General features: G+C 60.6%; 15 protein-coding genes. 7 read left to right on the plus strand and 8 right to left on the minus strand.

The genetic code is table 11. The annotated features are described in order from the left end of the window. Nucleotides 1–113: 113 nt before the first annotated feature. Entirely contained in the window at nt 114–1,175 is a 1,062-nt protein-coding gene (locus RlegSU303_RS29640) for a class I SAM-dependent methyltransferase (protein ID WP_131719859.1), read from the plus strand. Between the two features lie 436 nt (nt 1,176–1,611). Here the strand turns inward: RlegSU303_RS29640 and RlegSU303_RS29645 are convergent, their stop codons facing one another. Together RlegSU303_RS29645 and RlegSU303_RS29650 are read right to left on the minus strand one after the other, a co-directional pair. Further along, a complete protein-coding gene (locus RlegSU303_RS29645; protein ID WP_231283962.1) occupies nt 1,612–2,730 on the minus strand; it encodes a hypothetical protein in 1,119 nt (372 codons plus the stop codon). 401 nt (nt 2,731–3,131) lie between these two features. Then, nucleotides 3,132–4,157 (minus strand): AraC family transcriptional regulator, encoded by a 1,026-nt coding sequence (locus tag RlegSU303_RS29650; RefSeq protein WP_017957900.1) that lies wholly within the window; start codon nt 4,155–4,157, stop codon nt 3,132–3,134. 60 nt (nt 4,158–4,217) lie between these two features. Here RlegSU303_RS29650 and RlegSU303_RS29655 point away from each other — a divergent pair, with 60 nt between their 5' ends. From RlegSU303_RS29655 to RlegSU303_RS29680, 6 genes are all read left to right on the plus strand, one after another. After that, the gene (locus tag RlegSU303_RS29655) at nt 4,218–5,684 is read left to right on the plus strand and encodes an alpha-glucosidase/alpha-galactosidase (protein ID WP_131621455.1); all 1,467 of its coding nucleotides are present in this window, start codon (nt 4,218–4,220) and stop codon (nt 5,682–5,684) included. Between the two features lie 124 nt (nt 5,685–5,808). Beyond that, nucleotides 5,809–7,896, plus strand: coding sequence for an ABC transporter substrate-binding protein (locus RlegSU303_RS29660; protein ID WP_168276363.1), 2,088 nt, complete (start codon nt 5,809–5,811; stop codon nt 7,894–7,896). Nucleotides 7,897–8,070: 174 nt separating this feature from the next. Continuing rightward, the gene (locus RlegSU303_RS29665; RefSeq protein ID WP_231283963.1) at nt 8,071–9,078 is read left to right on the plus strand and encodes an ABC transporter permease; all 1,008 of its coding nucleotides are present in this window, start codon (nt 8,071–8,073) and stop codon (nt 9,076–9,078) included. A 1-nt stretch (nt 9,079) separates the two neighbouring features. Beyond that, nucleotides 9,080–10,213: an ABC transporter permease gene (locus tag RlegSU303_RS29670; RefSeq protein WP_094088456.1), complete on the plus strand. Its 1,134-nt coding sequence runs from the start codon at nt 9,080–9,082 to the stop codon at nt 10,211–10,213. A gap of 10 nt (nt 10,214–10,223) precedes the next feature. Continuing rightward, on the plus strand, nt 10,224–11,891 hold the full coding sequence (locus RlegSU303_RS29675) for an ABC transporter ATP-binding protein (RefSeq protein ID WP_131719862.1): 1,668 nt from the start codon (nt 10,224–10,226) through the stop codon (nt 11,889–11,891). 22 nt (nt 11,892–11,913) lie between these two features. After that, on the plus strand, nt 11,914–13,284 hold the full coding sequence (locus RlegSU303_RS29680; RefSeq protein ID WP_231283964.1) for an alpha-glucosidase/alpha-galactosidase: 1,371 nt from the start codon (nt 11,914–11,916) through the stop codon (nt 13,282–13,284). A 98-nt stretch (nt 13,285–13,382) separates the two neighbouring features. Here RlegSU303_RS29680 and RlegSU303_RS29685 read toward each other — a convergent pair whose 3' ends face one another. From RlegSU303_RS29685 to RlegSU303_RS29710, 6 genes are read right to left on the minus strand one after another with little or no spacing between them, the layout of a single operon-like run. Then, nucleotides 13,383–13,736, minus strand: coding sequence for a hypothetical protein (locus RlegSU303_RS29685; RefSeq protein WP_131719864.1), 354 nt, complete (start codon nt 13,734–13,736; stop codon nt 13,383–13,385). Between the two features lie 27 nt (nt 13,737–13,763). Next, a complete protein-coding gene (locus RlegSU303_RS29690; RefSeq protein WP_231283965.1) occupies nt 13,764–14,240 on the minus strand; it encodes a hypothetical protein in 477 nt (158 codons plus the stop codon). A 19-nt stretch (nt 14,241–14,259) separates the two neighbouring features. Then, a complete protein-coding gene (locus RlegSU303_RS29695; protein WP_205930757.1) occupies nt 14,260–15,468 on the minus strand; it encodes a hypothetical protein in 1,209 nt (402 codons plus the stop codon). A 54-nt stretch (nt 15,469–15,522) separates the two neighbouring features. After that, entirely contained in the window at nt 15,523–16,287 is a 765-nt protein-coding gene (locus RlegSU303_RS29700) for a TfuA-like protein (protein ID WP_131719867.1), read from the minus strand. Further along, a complete protein-coding gene (locus tag RlegSU303_RS29705; RefSeq protein ID WP_131719868.1) occupies nt 16,280–17,428 on the minus strand; it encodes a YcaO-like family protein in 1,149 nt (382 codons plus the stop codon). The genes RlegSU303_RS29700 and RlegSU303_RS29705 overlap by 8 nt, the downstream gene beginning before the upstream one ends. Before the next feature lie 14 nt (nt 17,429–17,442). Next, a complete protein-coding gene (locus RlegSU303_RS29710; RefSeq protein WP_131719869.1) occupies nt 17,443–20,430 on the minus strand; it encodes an ATP-binding protein in 2,988 nt (995 codons plus the stop codon). Between the last annotated feature and the right edge of the window lie 17 nt (nt 20,431–20,447).

Raw genomic sequence — 20,447 nt, forward strand, 5'->3', positions numbered from 1 at the left:
CCATTCTTTGACCTTTAATACTCCACGCTCATCTATCGAAAGAGAAGGTTGATTGACTGAATATCATTAAAGTCTAATTTAAGTCATCATTATCACGCGCGGGGGAGGTAACAATGCGTGAGCCAGATATGCAAAAACTCGATGCGCTTGTCGGTCGTCTTGTTGGGGACGTCGGCGCCGCCATGTCAGGGGCCTTGGTCGTGCTTGGCGACCAGGTCGGAATCTACAAGGCGATGGCCGACGGAACGCCGATGAGCGTCCAGGATCTTTCGGCGAAAACGGGGGTGAAGGAGCGCTACCTCAGGGAATGGCTGAGCGCCCAGGCGGCTGCCGATTATGTCGTTTACGATGAAAAGACCGATCGTTTCAGCCTGACGCCGGAGCAGGCGATGGTATTCGCCGAGGAAAACAGCCCCGCCTTTTTCGTGGGTGCCTTCGAGGTCGTTCAATCCATGTGGATGGACGAGCCCAAGGTCGCCGATGCCTTCCGCACCGGCAAGGGTCTCGGCTGGCACGAGCACAGCACCTGCCTCTTCCGAGGCACCGAGCGGTTCTTTCGTCCGGGCTATAACAGCCATCTCGTCAATGAATGGATTCCGGCCCTTGCAGGCGTCGAGGAAAAGCTCAAGGCCGGCGCCAGCGTCGCCGATGTCGGCTGCGGTCATGGCGCCTCGACCATCCTGATGGCGCAGGCCTATCCCGCCTCCCGCTTTACCGGCTTCGACTATCATGGCCCGTCGATCGAAAGAGCAAAGGCCGCCGCCGAAGATGCGGGCGTTGCGGACCGTGTGACGTTCGAGCAGGGCTCAGCGGCGGAATTTCCGGGGCGCGGCTATGACATGGTCGCCATGTTCGACTGCCTTCACGACATGGGCGATCCAGTCGGCGCCGGCCGGCATGTCAAGGAAACGCTTGGGCCGAACGGCACGTGGCTGATCGTCGAGCCCTTTGCCCATGACCATCTCAAGGACAATCTCAATCCGGTCGGCCGTGTCTATTACGGTGCGTCGACGATGATCTGCACACCGGCATCGCTCTCCCAGGAAGTGGGGCTCGGGCTCGGCGCGCAGGCGGGAGAAATGAAGCTTCGAAAGGTGGCTCTCGACGCCGGATTCACGCATTTCCGGCGCGCCACTGAAACGCCGTTCAACATGGTCTTCGAGGTCCGGGCCTGAGAAGACAAAGTGATCAGCCTATGATCGGTTCGAGCGAGGTGGCGCTAGAGCATGGTGCCGAATGACACCATGCTCTAAATCTTTTAATTGAGAATAGGAGGCCGGGTCGGCCTAAAATCATCCTGTTCTAGCGGTGCTACGGGTTGATCCTAAATAGTCTGACCGAGCCCGCGTCAGGCCCGACGTCCTCGTCAATCACGTCTTTATCGACCGTGACCAATGTTCGATCGACGCCACCCACCTTGAGTAGCTTGCCATTGTTCTTGCCGCCCACAACGGCCAGATAGTCGTTTGGGCGAATGTCGATTCCGCTATCGGCAAGCCTTATTCGGTTCGGAGTCTGGAAGACGATGCCAGTGGCATCGTAGCTCCGAGGGCTAATGCCGTCGTCGCGCGTGAGGAATCGCCAATGACGTTCACCGATCCGCTCCCCGACCTAAATCTGGCGCAAGCGGTGGACGTGGGGATCGTCAAGGCGCATCTGGATGTTGGCGGTAATCGCCTCGGGACTGAAGTCGGACTTGTCATCCTTATGGCCCAGCAGATGCCTCCCAATCGATTGCAGAAGCTCGGGATGGCGACAACGCTCGTCGAGCGCCGCTCTCTCCAGATCAAAGAGGGTTCGCACGCCGAGCTTCCACATTGACGTCATCGCCTCGGCACCAACAGACGCGCAGAGCTGCGCCTGCGCAACCCAGTCCATGATCTGGTAAACACCGAAGGGCGTCTCGACGAAGAGCATGAGCGGGTTGGCGGTCGCCAGGTTCTGTGTTGTTTCGATATGAAAATCGGAGAGCCGATTGCGAATTTCCGTGTCGATGCCGTCGATAAGCTCCACGGGCGTCGCAAGCGTGTATTTATAGACCGAAAGATTTTCGCGCTTGAAGTTCTTTAGCTTCGACCGCCCGACGAGTGTGCGTTGCGCGGCGTCCGGGAAGAAACCGATTGCGAATGCCAGGACAGCCACCACCTGTGGCACACCCACTCCTTTAGGCAGGCCAGAGGTTCCATAAATGGCATGCACAGCATAGGCAAAAATCGCCGCGAGGACGACAGCGGAGAAGATCTGCGTAGCCAACGCTACGATTAATGAGGGACTGAGATCGAAATTCTGTATTGATTGGGTCAAAGCCCGGATCGAATTTAGATAGCCACCACAGAATGCCGCACTCACAGCTATCATGCAAAGAGCAACGGGAGCGTGCGTTCCGAAGAGAGCGTCAGCGAAAGGGGGGTACTGAAAAAACTCGATGCAGATGTAACTTGTTGAACTGACGACAAGAAAGAAGGGAAAGACAGCAACCCCCCAGGCCCAAACTTGGAAGTCCTGCCTCTGCCCTCGCTCAAGTCCCGTCGGAACGAAGTATTTGAATTTGACGAATTCGAAAGACGGGATCAGCCGCTCCGATTCGGGTTCTTTTGCCGAATGGAAGACGGCAGCCAAGTCCTGAATTATCTCACCTCGGTGTAATTTGACGGTTTGTCGGATAGCAATGACGATGACAGGCACGACCAACGAAAGTAAAAAGGCCACAACTAGGCTTAGCGGGTCCATGATGGAGCCCTCCCCAATGTTTGATGGATTGCCTAAGCTTGCAATTTCATGATCATCGACGGCGACATCTGGCTTTTTCGGAAAGCATACCCCTCACGCCGTCATAGAAATACTATAGCACGTCCAAATTGTTTTTCAATAAAACTCGGATCACGTTTAAAGTGTTGTGATTGGCGCGCCGACCATGTCGTTCGGAGGGCGCATCAAATGCAGAAACGCGACGGCGTCTGCATTCTTCAGCTCTCGTTGACGCCTTTGATAAAGGTCTGGACATGCGATATCGAGGCAGCGCAGCGCGTGCCGGCTCGAGCTGCGTCTTAGGTCCTCGATCGATCATCGCGATCTCCTGATGCTCCGGCGGGGCCGAACCGAGGCGCCGACTGGGCAACTGGGACGACCAGCTATCGCAGCTTGCCGATGCTGGCATACATGCCGGTCGTGCGGAATTCGGTGGGGTTGGTGCCATAGACGCGGCGGAAGACCTTGGAGAAATAGTTGGGGTCCTCGAAGCCGCACATGATGGCGACTTCCTTGACCGGCAGGAAGTCGGCCTTGGTCAAGAGCTTGACGGCGCGTTGCAGGCGCTGCTGTAGCACGAATTCGGCCGGCGGCATGCCCTCGCTCTCGGCGAAGCTGCGCGAGAAATGAGCGCGGCTGAGGCCGACGATGCCGGCAAGCTCGCTGACCGGCAGCGGCTTTTCGAGATTGGCGTTGATATGGTCGATCACCGGCTGCATCAGGCTGAGCTCGGCGGCAAAGGCCGGCGAGCCGAAGACGTCGTCATAAAGCGCCATCGCCGCTTCATAGGCGATCGCCGACGCGGCACCCGGCGATGTCGCGCCCTTGACGAGCCGCAGGCTGCAATCGGCAAGATGATCGATGGTCGAGGGCTGCAGCTTCAGCACTGGGCCAGCGGTCGACAGCACCATCTGGTGGATGCGCAGCGTTTCCTCGCCGTTCATCGAGATCCAGAAATATTCCCAGCGGTCGCCTTTCTCCAGCCAGTAGCGATGATTGTGCGGCACCAGGACGAGCAGCGTGTCGCCGCCCTGAAGGCGATAGTTGCGGTGCTGGTAGCGCAGCTGGCCGCTGCCGCTGATCGTGTGCTGCAGTACGGTGAAGGGGGTCTGGCCGCGCCGCCGGCCGTCCCAGTCATAGGTCTCGTTTTCGCGCACTTCATAGCCGGCGCTGGTCGGCATGGCATGCAAACGCTGGCGGCCGCGGGGCAGCGAAACCGTCCTCATCGACTGTCCGTTGGCGATCAAATCCTGCAGCACAAAATTACCCCTGAAAGCATAATCCTTCTCTGGTCGCCCTGCCGATTTCGGGCATAATCCCGCTCGACAAGAGGAAGAGACCACGGCCGACAGAGCGGCCGGGAGGAAAATGGCAGATTTTACGGTGTTTTCAGCCACATGCGTCGGCATGCGGCCGGATCCTCCATGGCCTTCTTTTCCTTAGCATTCGATTGGGTCGAGGTGAAGATCATGAGTTTCAAAATCGCTATCATCGGTGCAGGCAGCGTCGGTTTCACCAAGAAGCTGTTCACCGATATATTGTGCGTTCCCGAGTTTCGCGACATCGAATTCGCGCTGACCGATATCAGCGAACACAATCTCGAAATGATCAAGGCGATCCTCGACCGCGTCGTCGAGGCGAACGGGCTGCCGACGAAGGTGACGGCGACGACCAACCGGCGCCAGGCGCTGGAAGGCGCGCGCTACATCATCAGCTGCGTCCGGGTCGGTGGGCTCGAGGCCTATGCCGATGATATCCGCATCCCGCTGAAATACGGCATCGATCAGTGCGTCGGCGATACGATCTGCGCCGGCGGCATCCTCTACGGCCAGCGCAACATCCCGGTCATCCTCGACTTCTGCAAGGATATAAGAGAGGTCGCCGAGCCCGGTGCGAAATTCCTGAACTATGCCAACCCGATGGCGATGAACACCTGGGCGGCGATCGAATACGGCAAGGTCGACACCGTCGGCCTCTGCCACGGCGTCCAGCATGGCGCCGAACAGATCGCCGAGGTGCTCGGCGCAAAGTCGCTGAGCGAACTCGACTATATCTGCTCCGGCATCAACCACCAGACCTGGTTCATCGACCTGCGCCTCAACGGCCGCAGGATCGGCAAGGACGAGCTGATCGCCGCCTTCGAGGCGCATCCCGTCTATTCGCAGCAGGAGAAATTGCGCATCGACGTGCTGAAGCGTTTCGGCGTCTATTCCACCGAAAGCAACGGCCATCTCTCGGAATACCTGCCCTGGTATCGCAAGCGGCCTGACGAAATCACCCGCTGGATCGACATGTCCGACTGGATCCACGGCGAGACCGGCGGCTACCTCCGCCATTCCACTGAAACGCGCAACTGGTTCGAGACGGAATATCCGCAATTCCTGGAATCGGCTGCAAAGCCGATCGATCCCGCCAAGCGCTCGAACGAACATGCGAGCCACATCCTTGAGGCGCTGGAGACGAACCGGGTCTATCGCGGCCATTTCAACGTCAAGAACAATGGTGTCATCACCAACCTGCCGTCCGATGCGATCATCGAATCGCCGGGCTTCGTCGATCGCTTCGGCATCAACATGGTCTCCGGCGTCACCCTGCCGGAAGCCTGTGCGGCGACCTGCATCGCCTCGATCAACGTCCAGCGCATGTCGGTGCACGCGGCGATATCGGGCGACATCGACCTTCTGAAGCTTGCCGTGCTGCACGATCCGCTGGTCGGCGCCGTGTCGACGCCGGAAGAAGTCTGGCAGATGGTCGACGAGATGGTCGTTGCCCAGGCGCGCTGGCTGCCGCAATATGCCGACGCCGTGCCGGCCGCAAAGGAGCGGTTGTCGAAATCGAAGGTGCAGACCCGCGACTGGGCGGGGGCCGCACGCCGCAACGTTCGCTCGATCGAGGAGCTGCGCGCGGAAAAGGCGGCGCTGAAACAGGCCGTCTGATTTTCATGAAGGATGGGTCGTCATGGGTTTCCGGGAGGGAAGCCCATGACATCAGACCCGCTTTCATGTCGTTCGAGGAAAAAGGAGCCGCGTGAGCCGCGCTCCGGAACAAGAGGGAGAAACGATGATGAATTTCCGAAACGCAAGCATTCTGGCCGGACTGGCGCTCAGCGTCTCAGCCGCGGCTTTGAACGCCTATGCCTCCGAGCCAACCATCCCGCCGGCGCCGGCCGACTTCCCCGCCGAAGGCAAGATCAACTATGTCGCGCGCGACTCCATCCTGGAGTTCAAGGCGCTGCCCGAATATCACGAGCCCGACTGGGTCGCGAAAAACTTCGTCGCCTCCGGCAAGCTGCCGCCGGTCAAGGATCGCCTTCCGAAGGAGCCGATGGTCTTCAAGACAGGCAATATGCCCGACGGCATCGGTGTCTACGGCGATACGATGCGCCACGTCATCGGCGGCCGGCCGGAAGGCTGGAACTATGGTGCCGGCCAGACGCAGGGCTGGGGCGGCATCGATATCGGCCTTTCCGAATGCCTGACGCGCACCGCGCCGCTGTTCCAGGTGCAGGCCTCCGACACCGAGCCGCTGCCGAACCTCGCCAAGAGCTGGGATTGGTCCGCTGACGGCCATAAACTCACCATGCACCTGATCGAAGGCGCCAAATGGTCTGACGGCGCGCCGTTCAACGCCGACGACATCATGTTCTACTGGGAAGACGAAGTCATCGATCCGAACGTCTCGCCGCTTGGCGGCGGCGCCTCGCCGGAAGCCTTCGGCACCGGGACGACGCTGAAGAAGATCGACGACTACACCGTCGAATGGACCTTCAAGGAGGCCTTCCCGAAACAATATCTCTACACGATGTCCTACCCGAACTTCTGCCCGGGTCCGTCGCATATCTTAAAGCCGAAGCATCCGAAATATTCGAAGAACACCTACGACCAGTTCAAGAACGCCTTCCCGCCGGAGTTCATGAACATGCCGGTCATGGGCGGCTGGGTGCCGGTGGAATATCGCTCCGACGATATCATCGTCATGCGCCGCAACCCCTATTACTGGAAGGTCGACGAGAAGGGCAATCAGCTGCCTTATCTCAACGAGCTGCACTACAAGCTCTCGACCTGGGCCGACCGCGACGTTCAGGCCGTGGCCGGATCCGCCGACATCTCGAACCTCGAGCAGCCGGAAAACTTCGTCGCCTCGCTGAAGCGTGCCGCGGAAGAAACCGCACCCGCCCGCCTTGCCTTCGGCCCGCGCCTCATCGGCTACAATCTTCGCATGAACTTTTCCGCCAATGGCTGGGGCAACCCGGACGAGCGCGGTCAGGCGATCCGCGAGCTGAACCGCAACGAGGATTTCCGCAAGGCCGTCACCATGGCGCTCGACCGCAAGGCGATCGGCGACTCGCTGGTCAAGGGACCGTTCACCGCGATCTATCCCGGCGGGCTCTCTTCCGGCACCAGCTTCTACGACCGCAACTCGACCGTCTACTATCCCTTCGATCTTGAGGGCGCCAAGGCCGAACTCGCCAAGGCCGGCCTCAAGGACACCGACGGCAACGGCGTCGTGAACTTTCCGGCCGGCACGGCGGGCGGCAAGGATGTCGAAATCGTCATGCTGATCAACAATCAGTACACGACCGACAAGAGCCTTGCCGAAGGTGTCGTCGGCCAGATGGAGAAGCTCGGCCTGAAGATCGTCATCAATGCGCTCGACGGCGCCAAGCGTGACGACGCCCATTATGCCGGCCGCTTCGACTGGCTGATCCAGCGCAACACGACGGAGCTGTCGTCGGTCGTGCAGAACACCGAGCAGCTCGCCCCTGTCGGTCCGCGCACCAGCTGGCACCACCGCGCCGGCAAGGATGACCAACTCGATCTGATGCCCTTCGAACAGGAGCTTATCGACGTCATCAACAAGTTCAGGACGAGCCAGAGCAACGAGGAGCGCGTCGACCTGATGAAGCAGTACCAGAAGATCTCGACCGAGCACGTCAACACGGTGGGCCTGACGGAATACCCGGGTGCGCTCATCATCAACAAGCGGTTCTCGAACGTGCCGCAGGGCACGCCGATCATGATGTTCAACTGGGCTGAAGACTCGATCATCCGCGAACGCCTGTGGGTGGCCGCCGACAAGCAGGGCAAGTACGAGCTGTTCCCGCAACAGCTGCCCGGCAAGCCCGGCGAGAAGGGCCCCATCAACTGATCCATGATGGCTGAACAAAGCTAAAGCGCGTCGCATCCGATGCGACGCGCGGGAAGAGTTCCCTCCCAGCTGAAGTGAGTTCCGGGCCGCGCGTGCCGCGCGCGGCCTGATATGACCAACGAGCCGGCCGCGCTGACAAGGAGCGACTGGCGGCAAGGAGAAGCGAACCGTCTGATGTTACGATTCCTGCTCGTGCGTATAGCCTCCGCGATCCCCATTCTCTTCATCCTGAGCGTGGTGACCTTCGCAATCATCCAGGCCCCGCCCGGCGACTATGCCGATTACATCCGCTCCCAGCTGATCAACCAGGGCGGCGCCTCCTATGCCCAGGCGGAAGCGCAGGCGCAGGCTTACCGGGTCGAACATGGCCTCGATAAGCCGCTGGTCATCCAGTACGTCAACTGGATCGGCGGCATCGTGACCCGCGGTGATTTCGGCTACAGCATGTTTTACAACAAGCCGGTGGCCGATGTCGTCGGCGAACGCCTGCCGAGGACCTTGCTTCTGGCGCTTGTCTGCCATCTCTTTGCTTCGGTGCTCGGCATCGGCTTCGGCATCTGGGCGGCGACCCGCCAGTACAGCTGGATCGACAGCCTGCTTTCGGGAATTTCCTTCCTCGGCATGACGGTGCCGCGCTTCCTGATGGCGCTGATCATCGTCTATCTGCTGGTCTTCCAGCTCAACGTGACCGAGATCGGCAGCTTCTTCTCGCCGCAATATGGCGGGGCGCCCTGGTCCTGGGCGAAATTCGTCGATCTCGTCAGCCATGTCTGGCCGGTCGTGGCGATCGCCACCTTCGGCGGGCTCGCCTACAATATGCGCGTCATGCGCGGCAATCTGCTCGATACGCTGAACGCCCAGTATGTCGAGACGGCGAAGGCCAAGGGGCTTTCCGGCGGAGCGGTTGTCATGCGCCATGCGGCGCCCAACGCGCTGCATCCGCTGGTGATGTACCAGGGCGTCGTGCTGCCCTACATGCTGACCGGCGAGATCGAAACCGCGATCATCTTCGCGCTGCCGACCGTCGGTCCGGCGATCGTCGGCTCAATGGCGGTCGGCGACGTCTATGTCACCGCGACCTTCATGATGGTGCTGTCGGCGACGCTGATCGTCGGCAACATCATCGCCGACATGCTGCTCGCTTTGCTTGATCCGCGTGTCCGCCAATATGGAGGAGCCTGAGATGCTGGCTTTCGACTCTTCTGCAACACCGCCGACAACCGACATCGTGGCCAAGCCATCGCATGGGCATGAGAGCTATATCGCCCTTGTCTGGCGCCGGCTGAGGCGCTCCTGGACCGGCATGGCAGGCCTCGTGCTGGTCGTGCTCCTGCTCCTGATGGCGATCTTTGCCGATTTCTTCGCGCCGATGGATCCGAAGGCGACCGATGTCGGCTTCGCGCCGCCGCAGATGATGAGCTTCCACGACAAGGATGGCAATTTCGTCTTCCAGCCGCGTGTCTATGCGCTGTCGGATTCCGAAGAGCTCGACCCGGTCACCTTCCAGCCGATCGTCGGCATCGACTACGACAACCCGCGGCTGCTCGGATTCTTCGTCAAGGGCGCCGAATACCGGCTCCTCGGCCTGATTCCGGCCAACCGGCACTTCTTCGGCACGACTGACGGAACGCCAGTGCATTTCCTCGGCACCGACAAGTTCGGCCGCGACGTGCTGTCGCGCGCCATCATCGGCTCGCGCATCTCGCTGACGATTGCCCTGACGGTCGTGTTCATCGTCACCATCATCGGCACGACCGTCGGCATGGTATCCGGCTATTTCGGTGGCACCTTCGATGTCTGGTTGCAGCGTTTCGTCGAACTGGTGCTCGCCTTCCCGCAACTGCCGCTCTATCTGGCGCTGACCTCGCTGATCCCGGTGACGGCGCCGACCAATGTCTTCCTTGCCTTCGTCATCGCCGTCATGTCGGCTCTCGGCTGGGCGCAGATGTCGCGCGAGGTGCGCGGCAAGACGCTCGCGCTCGCCCGCATCGATTACGTCAGGGCGGCGATGGCCGTCGGCGCGACCGATACACGCATCATCATGCAGCACATTTTCCCCAATGTGATGAGCCATGTCATCGTCGCGGTGACGCTGCATATACCGAGCGTCGTGCTCTTGGAATCCTTCCTCGGTTTCCTCGGCTTTGCGGTCAAGCCGCCGCTGATCTCCTGGGGGCTGATGCTGCAGGATACGGCGACCTATTCGGTGATCGGCTCCTATCCCTGGATTCTTGCTCCCGTCGGCTTCGTGCTCGTCACCGTCTTCGCATTCAATGCGCTCGGCGACGGATTGCGCGACGCGGTCGATCCTTATTGAGGTGATGAAGATGGCGCTTGCACTGGTCAATTCCTTCGCCCCGCCCGTCCGCCACGATCATGATGGCCGTTCGGACACGCCGATCATCGATGCCCGCAACGTGGCGGTGAACTTCAAGGTCGAAGACGGCATGGTCGAAGCCGTCAAGGATGTCTCCTTCCAGCTCTATCGCGGCGAGACGATCGCGATCGTCGGCGAATCCGGTTCGGGCAAATCGGTGACGGCGCGAACGGTGATGGGGCTGTTGTCGAAGCGCGCCGTCGTCTCCGAGAAATCGACGGTCGCCTATGACGGCAGCAATATTTTGAAATTTTCCGAGCGGGCGCGCCGCAAGCTGCGCGGCGACCGTATCTCGATGATCTTCCAGGAGCCGATGAGCTCGCTGAACCCGATCTATACGATCGGCAGCCAGATCGTCGAGGCAATTCGCGTGCATCGCCGGATCAGCAAGAGGGATGCGCAGAAGCGCGCGCTCGAACTGCTGGAACATGTGCAGATCCCCGATCCCGCCGCGCGGCTCATGCAATATCCGCATCAGCTTTCCGGCGGCCAGCGCCAGCGCGTGATGATCGCCATGGCGCTTGCCAACGATCCCGACGTATTGATCGCCGACGAGCCGACGACGGCGCTCGACGTCACCGTGCAGGCGCAGATCCTCAACCTGATCCGCAACCTGCAGAAGGAGCTGGGGATGGCCGTCATCCTCATCACCCACGACCTGACGGTGGTGCGGCAGTTCTCGGATTACGTCTATGTGATGCAGTACGGCGAAGTGCGCGAGCACAACACCACCGAAGCGTTGTTTGCCAATCCGCAGGACGCCTATACCAAGCATCTGCTCGCCTCCGAGCCGCGTGGCCAGGCCAATCCGCTGCCCGAAGGGTCGGATGTCATTCTCGATGCCAAGGGCGTGCGGGTCTCCTTCATGATGCGTCACGGTACCTTTCTGAAGCCGGCGATGCGTGAGCTTGTCGCCGTCGACGGCCTCGACCTGACGCTGCGCCGTCACGAGACGCTCGGTCTGGTGGGCGAATCCGGCTCCGGCAAGACGACGTTCGGCCAGGCGATCCTGCGGCTGAACACACCCGACAGCGGTGAGATCCGTTTCGACAATCAGCCGATCCACGGCCTGTCCAGGTCCGAGATGCGGCCGTTGCGCGCCCGCATGCAGGTGGTGTTCCAGGATCCTTTCTCATCGCTCAATCCGCGCATGACGATCGGCCAGATCATCGAGGAAGGTCTCGTCGTCAACCGGCTGGGCGCGACCAAGGCCGAACGGCAGAATCGGGTGCGCGAAGCGCTGATTGCTGCCGGCATGCCGGGCAATATCCTGTCGCGCTTTCCGCACGAATTTTCCGGTGGCCAGCGCCAGCGCATCGCTATTGCCCGCGCCATCGCGCTGGAGCCGGAATTCATCCTGCTCGACGAGCCGACATCGGCGCTCGACCTTTCCGTCCAGGCGCAGATCATCGAACTGCTGCGCAAGCTGCAGGACGAGCGCGGCCTAAGCTACCTCTTCATCTCCCACGATCTCAAGGTCGTCAGGGCGCTCTGCCATCGCGTCATCGTCATGCAGCATGGCAAGATCGTCGAAGAGGGTCCCGTCGACGAAGTACTATCCCATCCCAAGACCGCCTACACCGAACGGCTCGTCAAGGCCGCTTTCGAGGTAGCATGATTATCGAATGCCGGAGGCTATAATGGCAGGAAATCCCAAAATCACTTTCATCGGAGCAGGCTCCACCGTCTTCATGAAGAACATCGTCGGCGACGTGCTGCAGCGGCCCGCGCTGTCAGGGGCGACGATTGCGCTCATGGATCTCAATCCGCAGCGGCTGGAAGAAAGCGCCATCGTCGTCAACAAGCTGATCTCGACGCTCGGCGTCAAGGCCAAGGCCGAGACCTATTCCGACCAGCGCAAGGCGCTTGCGGGCGCCGATTTCGTCGTCGTCGCCTTCCAGATCGGTGGCTATGAGCCCTGCACGGTCACCGATTTCGAGGTGCCGAAGAAATACGGGCTGCGCCAGACGATCGCCGATACGCTGGGCGTCGGCGGCATCATGCGCGGGCTTCGCACCGTGCCGCATCTCTGGAAGGTCTGCGAGGATATGCTCGCCGTCTGCCCGGAGGCGATCATGCTGCAATATGTCAACCCGATGGCGATCAACACCTGGGCGATATCGGAGAAATATCCGACCATTCGCCAGGTCGGCCTCTGCCATTCGGTGCAGGGTACGGCGATGGAACTGGCCCACGACCTCGACATCCCTTACGAGGAGATCCGTTACCGCGCGGCCGGCATCAACCACATGGCCTTCTACCTCAAATTCGAGCATCGCCAGCCGGACGGATCCTACCGCAATCTCTATCCAGACCTGCTGCGCGCCTATCGCGAGGGCAGGGCGCCGAAGCCCGGCTGGAACCCGCGCTGCCCGAACAAGGTGCGCTACGAGATGCTGACGCGGCTCGGATACTTCGTCACCGAAAGCTCGGAGCATTTCGCCGAATACACGCCCTATTTCATCAAGGAAGGCCGCGAGGACCTGATCGAGAAATTTGGCATCCCGCTCGACGAATATCCGAAGCGTTGCATCGAGCAGATCGAGCGCTGGAAAGGCCAGGCGGAGGCCTATCGCTCGGCCGACAAGATCGAGGTCCAGCCGTCGAAGGAATATGCCTCCTCGATCATCAATTCGGTCTGGACCGGCGAGCCCTCGGTGATCTACGGCAATGTCCGCAACAATGGCTGCATCACCTCGCTGCCGACCAATTGCGCCGCCGAGGTGCCCTGCCTCGTCGATGCCTCCGGCATCCAGCCGACCTTCATCGGCGACCTGCCGCCGCAGCTGACCGCGCTGATCCGCACCAATATCAACGTCCAGGAGCTGACGGTGCAGGCTCTGATGACGGAAAATCGCGAGCATATCTATCACGCCGCGATGATGGACCCGCACACGGCAGCCGAACTCGACCTCGACCAGATCTGGTCACTGGTCGACGATCTGCTCGCCACCCACGGCGACTGGCTGCCCGAATGGGCACGCACGTCCCGCAAAGTACAGGCCGCCTGACCCCCTCTCCCGGGCAAGGCGTCAAGGAGCCCCGCGGTCGCAACAACCGCGGGGCTTTTTGCGTGGGGATGGACGGGACGGCCGGGATCAGCAATTGTCTACCTTGGAACGCCTGCCATACGCTCCTTCAAGCTCTCGACCTCTTCGGCCAGCTTGTCGAGATCGCTTTGCGATGCCGCCACTCTCTTGGGAACATAGATCTTCCCCTCGCCATCGAGTTCATCGGGAATGTTGTATTTGAAGATCTGCTGTATGGAATTGACATCCGTCGCCCGGACGAAGACCATAGCTTCGTTGTTGCTATCGAGCGGAACCGATGTCTCGAAGGTCGATGGTCCCGCAGTCAAATTCTCGAGTTTTAGATTATTTTTGTCGAAGTAGGGATTAAGTCCATCGCCCACTGTGAGCGCTGTAACGGCTTGCTCTACAAGTACGGTCACGTCACACGGCATGATTGTTCTCCTCGGTTAGAACTGAGTTTAATCGTTGCTGAGGCGGCCATTGCGATGGGCCATTCTGAGTGTGATAGCGTAGGAGCTCGGAGACCTCTTGCCGGGCAACTGGGCGTCCAGAATAAGCGTCCTGGCGTCGCCGAAAGCCGTCGAGATCTCGAGGATTTGCGAGGATGCCGTCAGCCGCCACATTTTGTACCCCAACGCGGGGTCAAAACCGCAGCCGGCTGCAGGCTCGGCATGCGGACCTGTGACAATGAAAATGCGGCTGGAATCAAGCCTGTAGCAGTGGCCCTCGAACGCATAGCCGTAAGCAAGGACCGTCGATCCGGTGATGCCGACTCTGCTTGCGAGTTTTATCTGCAGTTCCGCCTTTCCCGCCATCCCGACATCCAGGTGGGTAATGCGATTGGCGTCGTTCAAGTCGACGCCGTAGAGTATGATCTGGCCCGCCATATAAGGGAGTCCAGAAGGTGAAGGTGCTGGAACGCTGTCGTCTGTCATCGATGCCTCCCGTCTTTGGTTAAAGAATGCCGCGCCACCTCATGCAATCTTCGAGCTGGTCGATATAAGCGCCCCCGCGCCCGCGCCAGGCGGCCTCGAGTAAGGCCGAGGCCGCAGCCTCGAAGGTCAGGCTATCCGCGTGGAGATATGTCCAGGAACGCGTCACCGCCTCGCCCACCACGTCCCGCGCTTCCTGCAGAGCGGCTTTCGTGGCGAAATGCGTGACGTCATAGGATGTCGCCGATGCCCGAAGTCCTTCTTCTATCAGCGCCGGCGACATCTGCCGGCGAAGGTCGCTGAACTTCCTAGGATTGATCTTCGACAGTCCGCGCTCGAACAGCAGCGACTGGTAGACCTCGATCAGACAGTCGAAGAGGCCCGCCGCAAAGGGCTTCGATTGGTCGTGCACTTCCTGGCTGACATAGCCGATGCGAAGCGAGTTGTTGAGCGATCTGAGCTGCTTTTCGTCGCTGAGCTCGGCAAATTTGTCGAGTTCGTTGTGCAGGAGCAGATTCCCGCTTGTGCGGCGAAGCAGCCGGTCCAGCGCGGTGTCGAAGTGCAGCAATCCCAAGAGCGATATGAAATCGGCGATCGCTTCGTGGTAGGAAAAGAAGTCGCTTCCGGATCCGTCGCCTTCGAGGATCCCAAGTTCGCTCAGCAGAATGAGATGCCCCATTTCATGGGCAACCGCGTCGAAATTCAGCGCGAAACAGGAGGTCGGGCTTTCCGGCTCGCTCTCGCCGAGCTCCAGAAAGCCGAAGCCGGATTGCGCATTCTGCCAATGGGGAATGCGGGGAACGATTTCCAGCCGTTCCAGCGTCGGCTCGAAGAACCAGCTGATCGGACGACCGGCATAGCTCTCGCAGATATCGAGAACCCGGCGGGCGCAGGCATAGCTGTGTGTCGAGAGAAATGCCGGCGAGCCAGGGCCTATGTGATCGAAATGGCCGTCGGGACCCGGCTCTGCAGGCGGCTGCAAAAGGCCGGGATATGGCGGAATGTACGGCGCGGCATAAGGCGATTTCGGTTCGATGGGATTTGCAACATAGATCCGGCTGTCGGACGGCCCTGCCAGGATGGGTCCCGCTGAAGGTCCGATCCACACCACTTCGGGCTTTTCGTAACCGGGAATGAAGGATGGCTGTGGAAAGACAAGGAAACGCGTTCCAAGCGGCCGTTCTAAAACCGGCCCGTCGCCTGTGCCCTCCGGGTGTGTGATGGCATCCAAAGCTGCCCCCACCGCTCGTTGCCCAACGCCGAGCGATCTTCTACTATACCAGTACTACTGGCATTTCGACAATAGCGTGTCGAGCATTCCGCAGTACTCCATGTCATTGGCGAATGATTCCGTAAGTTCAAACTCGAAAGAAAGGGGATCGTTCAAGCCATTGATCTTGTGATCGGCCAGATAACTCAGGAGATTTATAGCGTCGGTTCGCTTCTGGTTTATGGCTCCGGCTTTCAGCCACGCCTTTAGAACTGTGATCTGGTCCACAGCGCTGAGATTGTTTTCTGCCGCCGCGAAAAGCTTGGCGAACGACCTTTCGCTGAAGTGGAGCGAGCGTGCCAGTGACTCAAGCCGGTCTCTCAGCCGTGTTTCGATGACCCCGACGCGTGCCGCTTTTTTCAGGCTCAGCCTGATGTCGATGAGAGCGTCGCCCAATGCGCGCGAGCCCAGCTCGACGGGAGCCATCGGCACCGTGACGTCGGCATCGTCGGCGAGCGGGTGCCGTCGGTACCACCGGTAGATCAGCCCATGCCCGAGCATTCCCTGGGGAGCGAGCTCCGCTGCTCTGAGCGCGCCTATGCTGGCCGCACCGTATATGCGGAGCCCTCGGGCCATCGCCCAGAGAATTTCCTGGTGGCGAACGGCGGGGCGCTGCGCGAAGACGCCGTCGATCAGCACGATCGCCGATGGCGCGTAGTCCGCCACTGCGCGCACGACATCGCCGCAGCCGACCGGAGGCAGATAGATCGCCTCCAAGTATTTCCGTGCTTCCGTCGCGGAGAGGGTGGGACCGAGAAAGACAATGACATCGTCACGCAAGATCCGCCTCCGGATTTGTTTCCAGCGGAGGAGCAACGACCCGGACGACGTGAAGAGGGACGCGATCGTCCGAATGAAGAACCACAAGAATAGCCGCCTTCGCGCCGGCCAGCTTCAACGCCTCGACGATCGGCAGGATGGAGTGGCCGCTGGCGACAGGACCTTCATCGGGACTGTAGGAGCTGCCGCCCTTTACGAGTTGCGTGCGCCATGCGGCGAGCTCCGAAGCATCGGCATATGAGTAGACTTCGCTGCTGATATCGTCGCGCGCAGCCGAGATCACCCCCAGCCGCGATTGACACGCTTCGAGCAATGCGCTCGTCAGCGCGCGATCGTGGCTGAAGCCGCAGCCGAAGCCTTCTGCCGGCAAGGGCGCAAATGGGGCTCTGCTTGCATCTTCCATCATGTGGCACCAGTAGATGGGCAGCGCGTGCGGCGCCGAGATTTGCCAGATGCCGACGACAAACCCCGCCTCGGCCAGCTGTCGCATGATTTCCCCGGCGCCGCCTGAGCAGACCGACCGGGAGTCGATCTGGAAGCGGTCGAAGAAATGCGGCGTCTTCATCGCCGTGCATCGCGCCTGCCGCTCCAGAATCTCCAGGCAGGCATGCAAGGCCGCGCCTTGCAGGCTGGTGCCGGCTGCCAGACCCGTGGTGTCTCTGGGCATCCAATGCGGATGAGCCGAGGGAACGGTGTAGGCGGAATCGACAAGGGCAAGCGGGACAGGGGTTCTCCGGCCCGAAAGGAGATCCAGCCCGTCGATCCAGGAAAGCCCCTCGGCCTCTCGCCCGACGCAGAGGTGCGACCAGAATTTCTGCTCGTTCATCTCGCGGAAGGCCGCTCTGAAGACGCGCTCCGGGGCGATCCGCTCTGAGGCCCATCCCTCCAGGGATTCCATCAGGCCCGATATCGCCGCAAGCGGCAAGGTCAAACCCTTCCCTTGGCTGACGGCGACGGAAAGGGCGCGCGGCCTGACAACCTGGACGACGGGGATCCCGATCCGGTCGAGTTCCGTGACCGAGCCCAGCCTGGTGATCCCGTATTCCTGCTTGCGCGCCAGGATGCGCTGCACCGTCTGCCAGATATCAGGCGGCGAGAGGGTAGGGGCATCAAAGATGTTGTCGAGCACCCCGTGGTCCATCGCCTCCTCCTGGCCTACGACCTTGGCAGTCCGTCTAAGGCGCGCTTTGCTCTTTCGGCCAGCCAGGCGGCTTTTTGTCCTTCGGCAATCTGCACCGCCCTCGTCAGGTCTCCCCTTATCAAGGATGGAGGGTCGTTCAGATCTCGTCTCAGTCTTGCGCTGAGGCGGTAGAGTTCGGCGAGCCAGAACCGTTGACCGCTGTTGCGGCCGACATTGATCGCCTTGTGAATGGTCGCCAGGGCTTCAGCAGACTTGCCGAGCCGCTGCAGCACCTGCGCATGCATGTCGCTGTGCATGGAAAAATTATCGTCGGTGCCCAATTGTTGCTGGAGCAGCAGACCGTGTTGGAATCGCTCTTCACCCCGTTCGGCAAACGACGTCATCAGCTCGGCCCAGCCGCAATACATGTTGGCGCGCGCCTGGCTGGCGGCGAGGCCGTGTCGCTCGGCAAGCGCCAGCATTTGTTCGCCGAGGTCATGGACATCGTCATATCTGCTTTGGCAGCGGCGAAGGACGATGGCGTAATAAAGCGCGTGAACCATGCTCCCGGCATGATCGGTCGAGGCCGCCCAGTCCAGGCACTGTCTGATCGCATGTTCACTGGCATCGGCATCGTTGAGAAGCAGGTAGGACAGGGCGCTCTCGCCCAAGCCGCAGACCTTGGCATCATGTCCGCCGAAGAAGGCGCGATTTCTGACCGCTCTTTCGGGATCGTAAAGATCAAGGCCTCTGGCGACGCAATCGAGGCAGAATTCGTGCTCGCCGGCATGGAAGCTCGTCGCCCATCCGCAGTGATAGGATTGAAGCCGCGTCTCCTGATCTTCGACCGCTTGCATGTCGCCGACGAGGATGCGCGCGCGCGATTGCTGCGTCAGAATGTTGGGCGCCGTGAACCACCATCCCCAATAGACCGGGAAATGTTTCGACCGAACAGCCAAGGCCTGTTTCCTCAGAAGCTGCATTGCGCGGGAATAGGCCCGCCGCGCGCTTTCCGAGCCCTCTCCCTCGAGTGCAGTCGCAACGACCCCCTGAAGTTCGAGCAGGCCCAATGCCAGTTCGGTGCGATCGGGGTGGCGCCGGGAAAGACTGTCGACCTCCTGCGCGCCGAGCTCGAGCGACACGTTCGCCTCGTGCATGGCGGAGCGCAGAACGCTTGCCTCGGCCGCCGCCAGGGCAAACCTGGCCGCGGCGTCGTGCAAGCCTGCTTCGGCGCATTGCCAGGCAGCGATGGCAGCCGGCAGACTGGGCTTTGCTTCTCCGATCAGGAGTTCGGCGATCCGCTTGTGTATGCGACGCCTGTCGCTTTTGAGAAGGCTGCTGTAGGCGGCTTCCTGAGTGAGTACATGCCGGAACTGAAAGGAGCCGGGCGTGGCGGAAGAAGGCTCGATGATGCCTTGGGAAACAAGCCGCTCGACCGCGACCTCCACCGTCTGCCGGCTGACCCCTTCGAGAAGGCGGGCGAGCAGCGAGATGTTGAATTCGCGGCCGATGACGCTCGCAAATTGCGCTGCCCGTCGTGCGGAACCGGTCGCCGCGAGTCTGGCGGAAAGCAGATCATTCAGCGAGCTGACGCCACCTTCCAGAAGCAGCCCTTTCCATTCGGACGAGGCCTTGCCCAAGGGTTGCCTTCCCAGGAAGAAGTTGGCCAGTTCTTCCGCGTAGAGCGGCATGCCATCGCATTGATCCAGGATGAAATCGGACAGGCCCGGCGGGGGACGCTCACGCCAGACCGAGGCGACGAGATCGCGAACCGCCGCAGAGGCCAATCCGGATAATTCTATCTCGGTCGCCAGTGCGAGGGATCGCCTGATCCTCGATGTCTGAACCACGAGGATCGGCAACTTGCCTGCGAGCGATCCAAGCCGATCGATCAGCTCCAACGTCATGCCGTCAGCCCAGTGCACATCCTCGAATACGAGGAGCGTCGGGACGCCAGTCGCTCTGCACGTCAGGATGTCGGCAGCGGCTTCGATGACCTTCCGCCTGAATGCCCGCCCCGACAGATCCGACACGCGAATATTGCGCGAGGTCGCCGGCGATCGGTCTGACGTAAATGAGAGGATGGTGTCGACGACGGTTGCGTTGACGTCCCGGCCGGCGGTTTGAAGAGCCTGCATAAAAGCCCCGCTTTCGCCATCCTTCAGAACAGAAGATTCGGCTACAAGTCTCTCAAGGAACGACATAAATGGGTGCAGAGGCTGGCTCTCCAGGCGCCTGCCGCACTGAAAGATCAGGGTCTCGTGCGAAGTTTGCGATAGACTGCGGGCGAATTCGCCGATTAGTCTGGATTTGCCGATGCCCGCCTCTCCGACCACGGTGATCGAGCTGCCCTTGCCGCCGAGAGCTGAATTCCAGGCGCTCGAAAGAGCGGCAAGCTCTCTTTCCCTGCCTCTTATCGGCCGGTCCCATTCATTGAACGGCGACAGCGCAGAGGTTGATCGATCACGTTCCTGCGGGCGCCAGAGCGCAACCGGCTCTTCGAAGCCTTTGAGTTTGGCCTTCCGCACCAGGCTGTAGTCGAACTTGTGTCGCGTGAGCTGAACGGTGGAATCTGCGACCAGCACCGAATTCGGTTCGGCCTCTGCTTGCAGGCGAGCCGCCAGGACCGGTGCTGTGCCGACAATCTCGTCTCCTCGCGTGGAGAATACGACAAGACCTGTGGCAACCCCGATCCGCAGCCTGAAAGCTGTGCGCGCCTTCTTGGTGCTCGCTGCAATGCCTAACAATTCCAAGGAAGCCTGTACCGCGCTTTCAGCCGCATCTTCGGATTGATCGGGATATCCGAAGAAACAGCATCCCCCATCACCAAGCCGCTGATGAAGAAACCCTCCATGTTTTTTTATGATCGTCTCGGCGCTCTGATGTAATGCCGACACGGAGCGAAAGAACTTCTCCGGCTCGCTCCGCAATAAGAGCTCCGTTGAGCCGACGATATCATAGAAAAGGGCTGTGACCTGTCGCCGCTCACCTGTGAACCGAATTCGCGCATCGAGGTTTTTCATACTGGGTCGCCCAACAC

The organism is Rhizobium sp. SU303, from assembly GCF_021052345.1.
In the GTDB taxonomy this organism is placed as follows: Bacteria; Pseudomonadota; Alphaproteobacteria; order Rhizobiales; family Rhizobiaceae; genus Rhizobium; species Rhizobium laguerreae.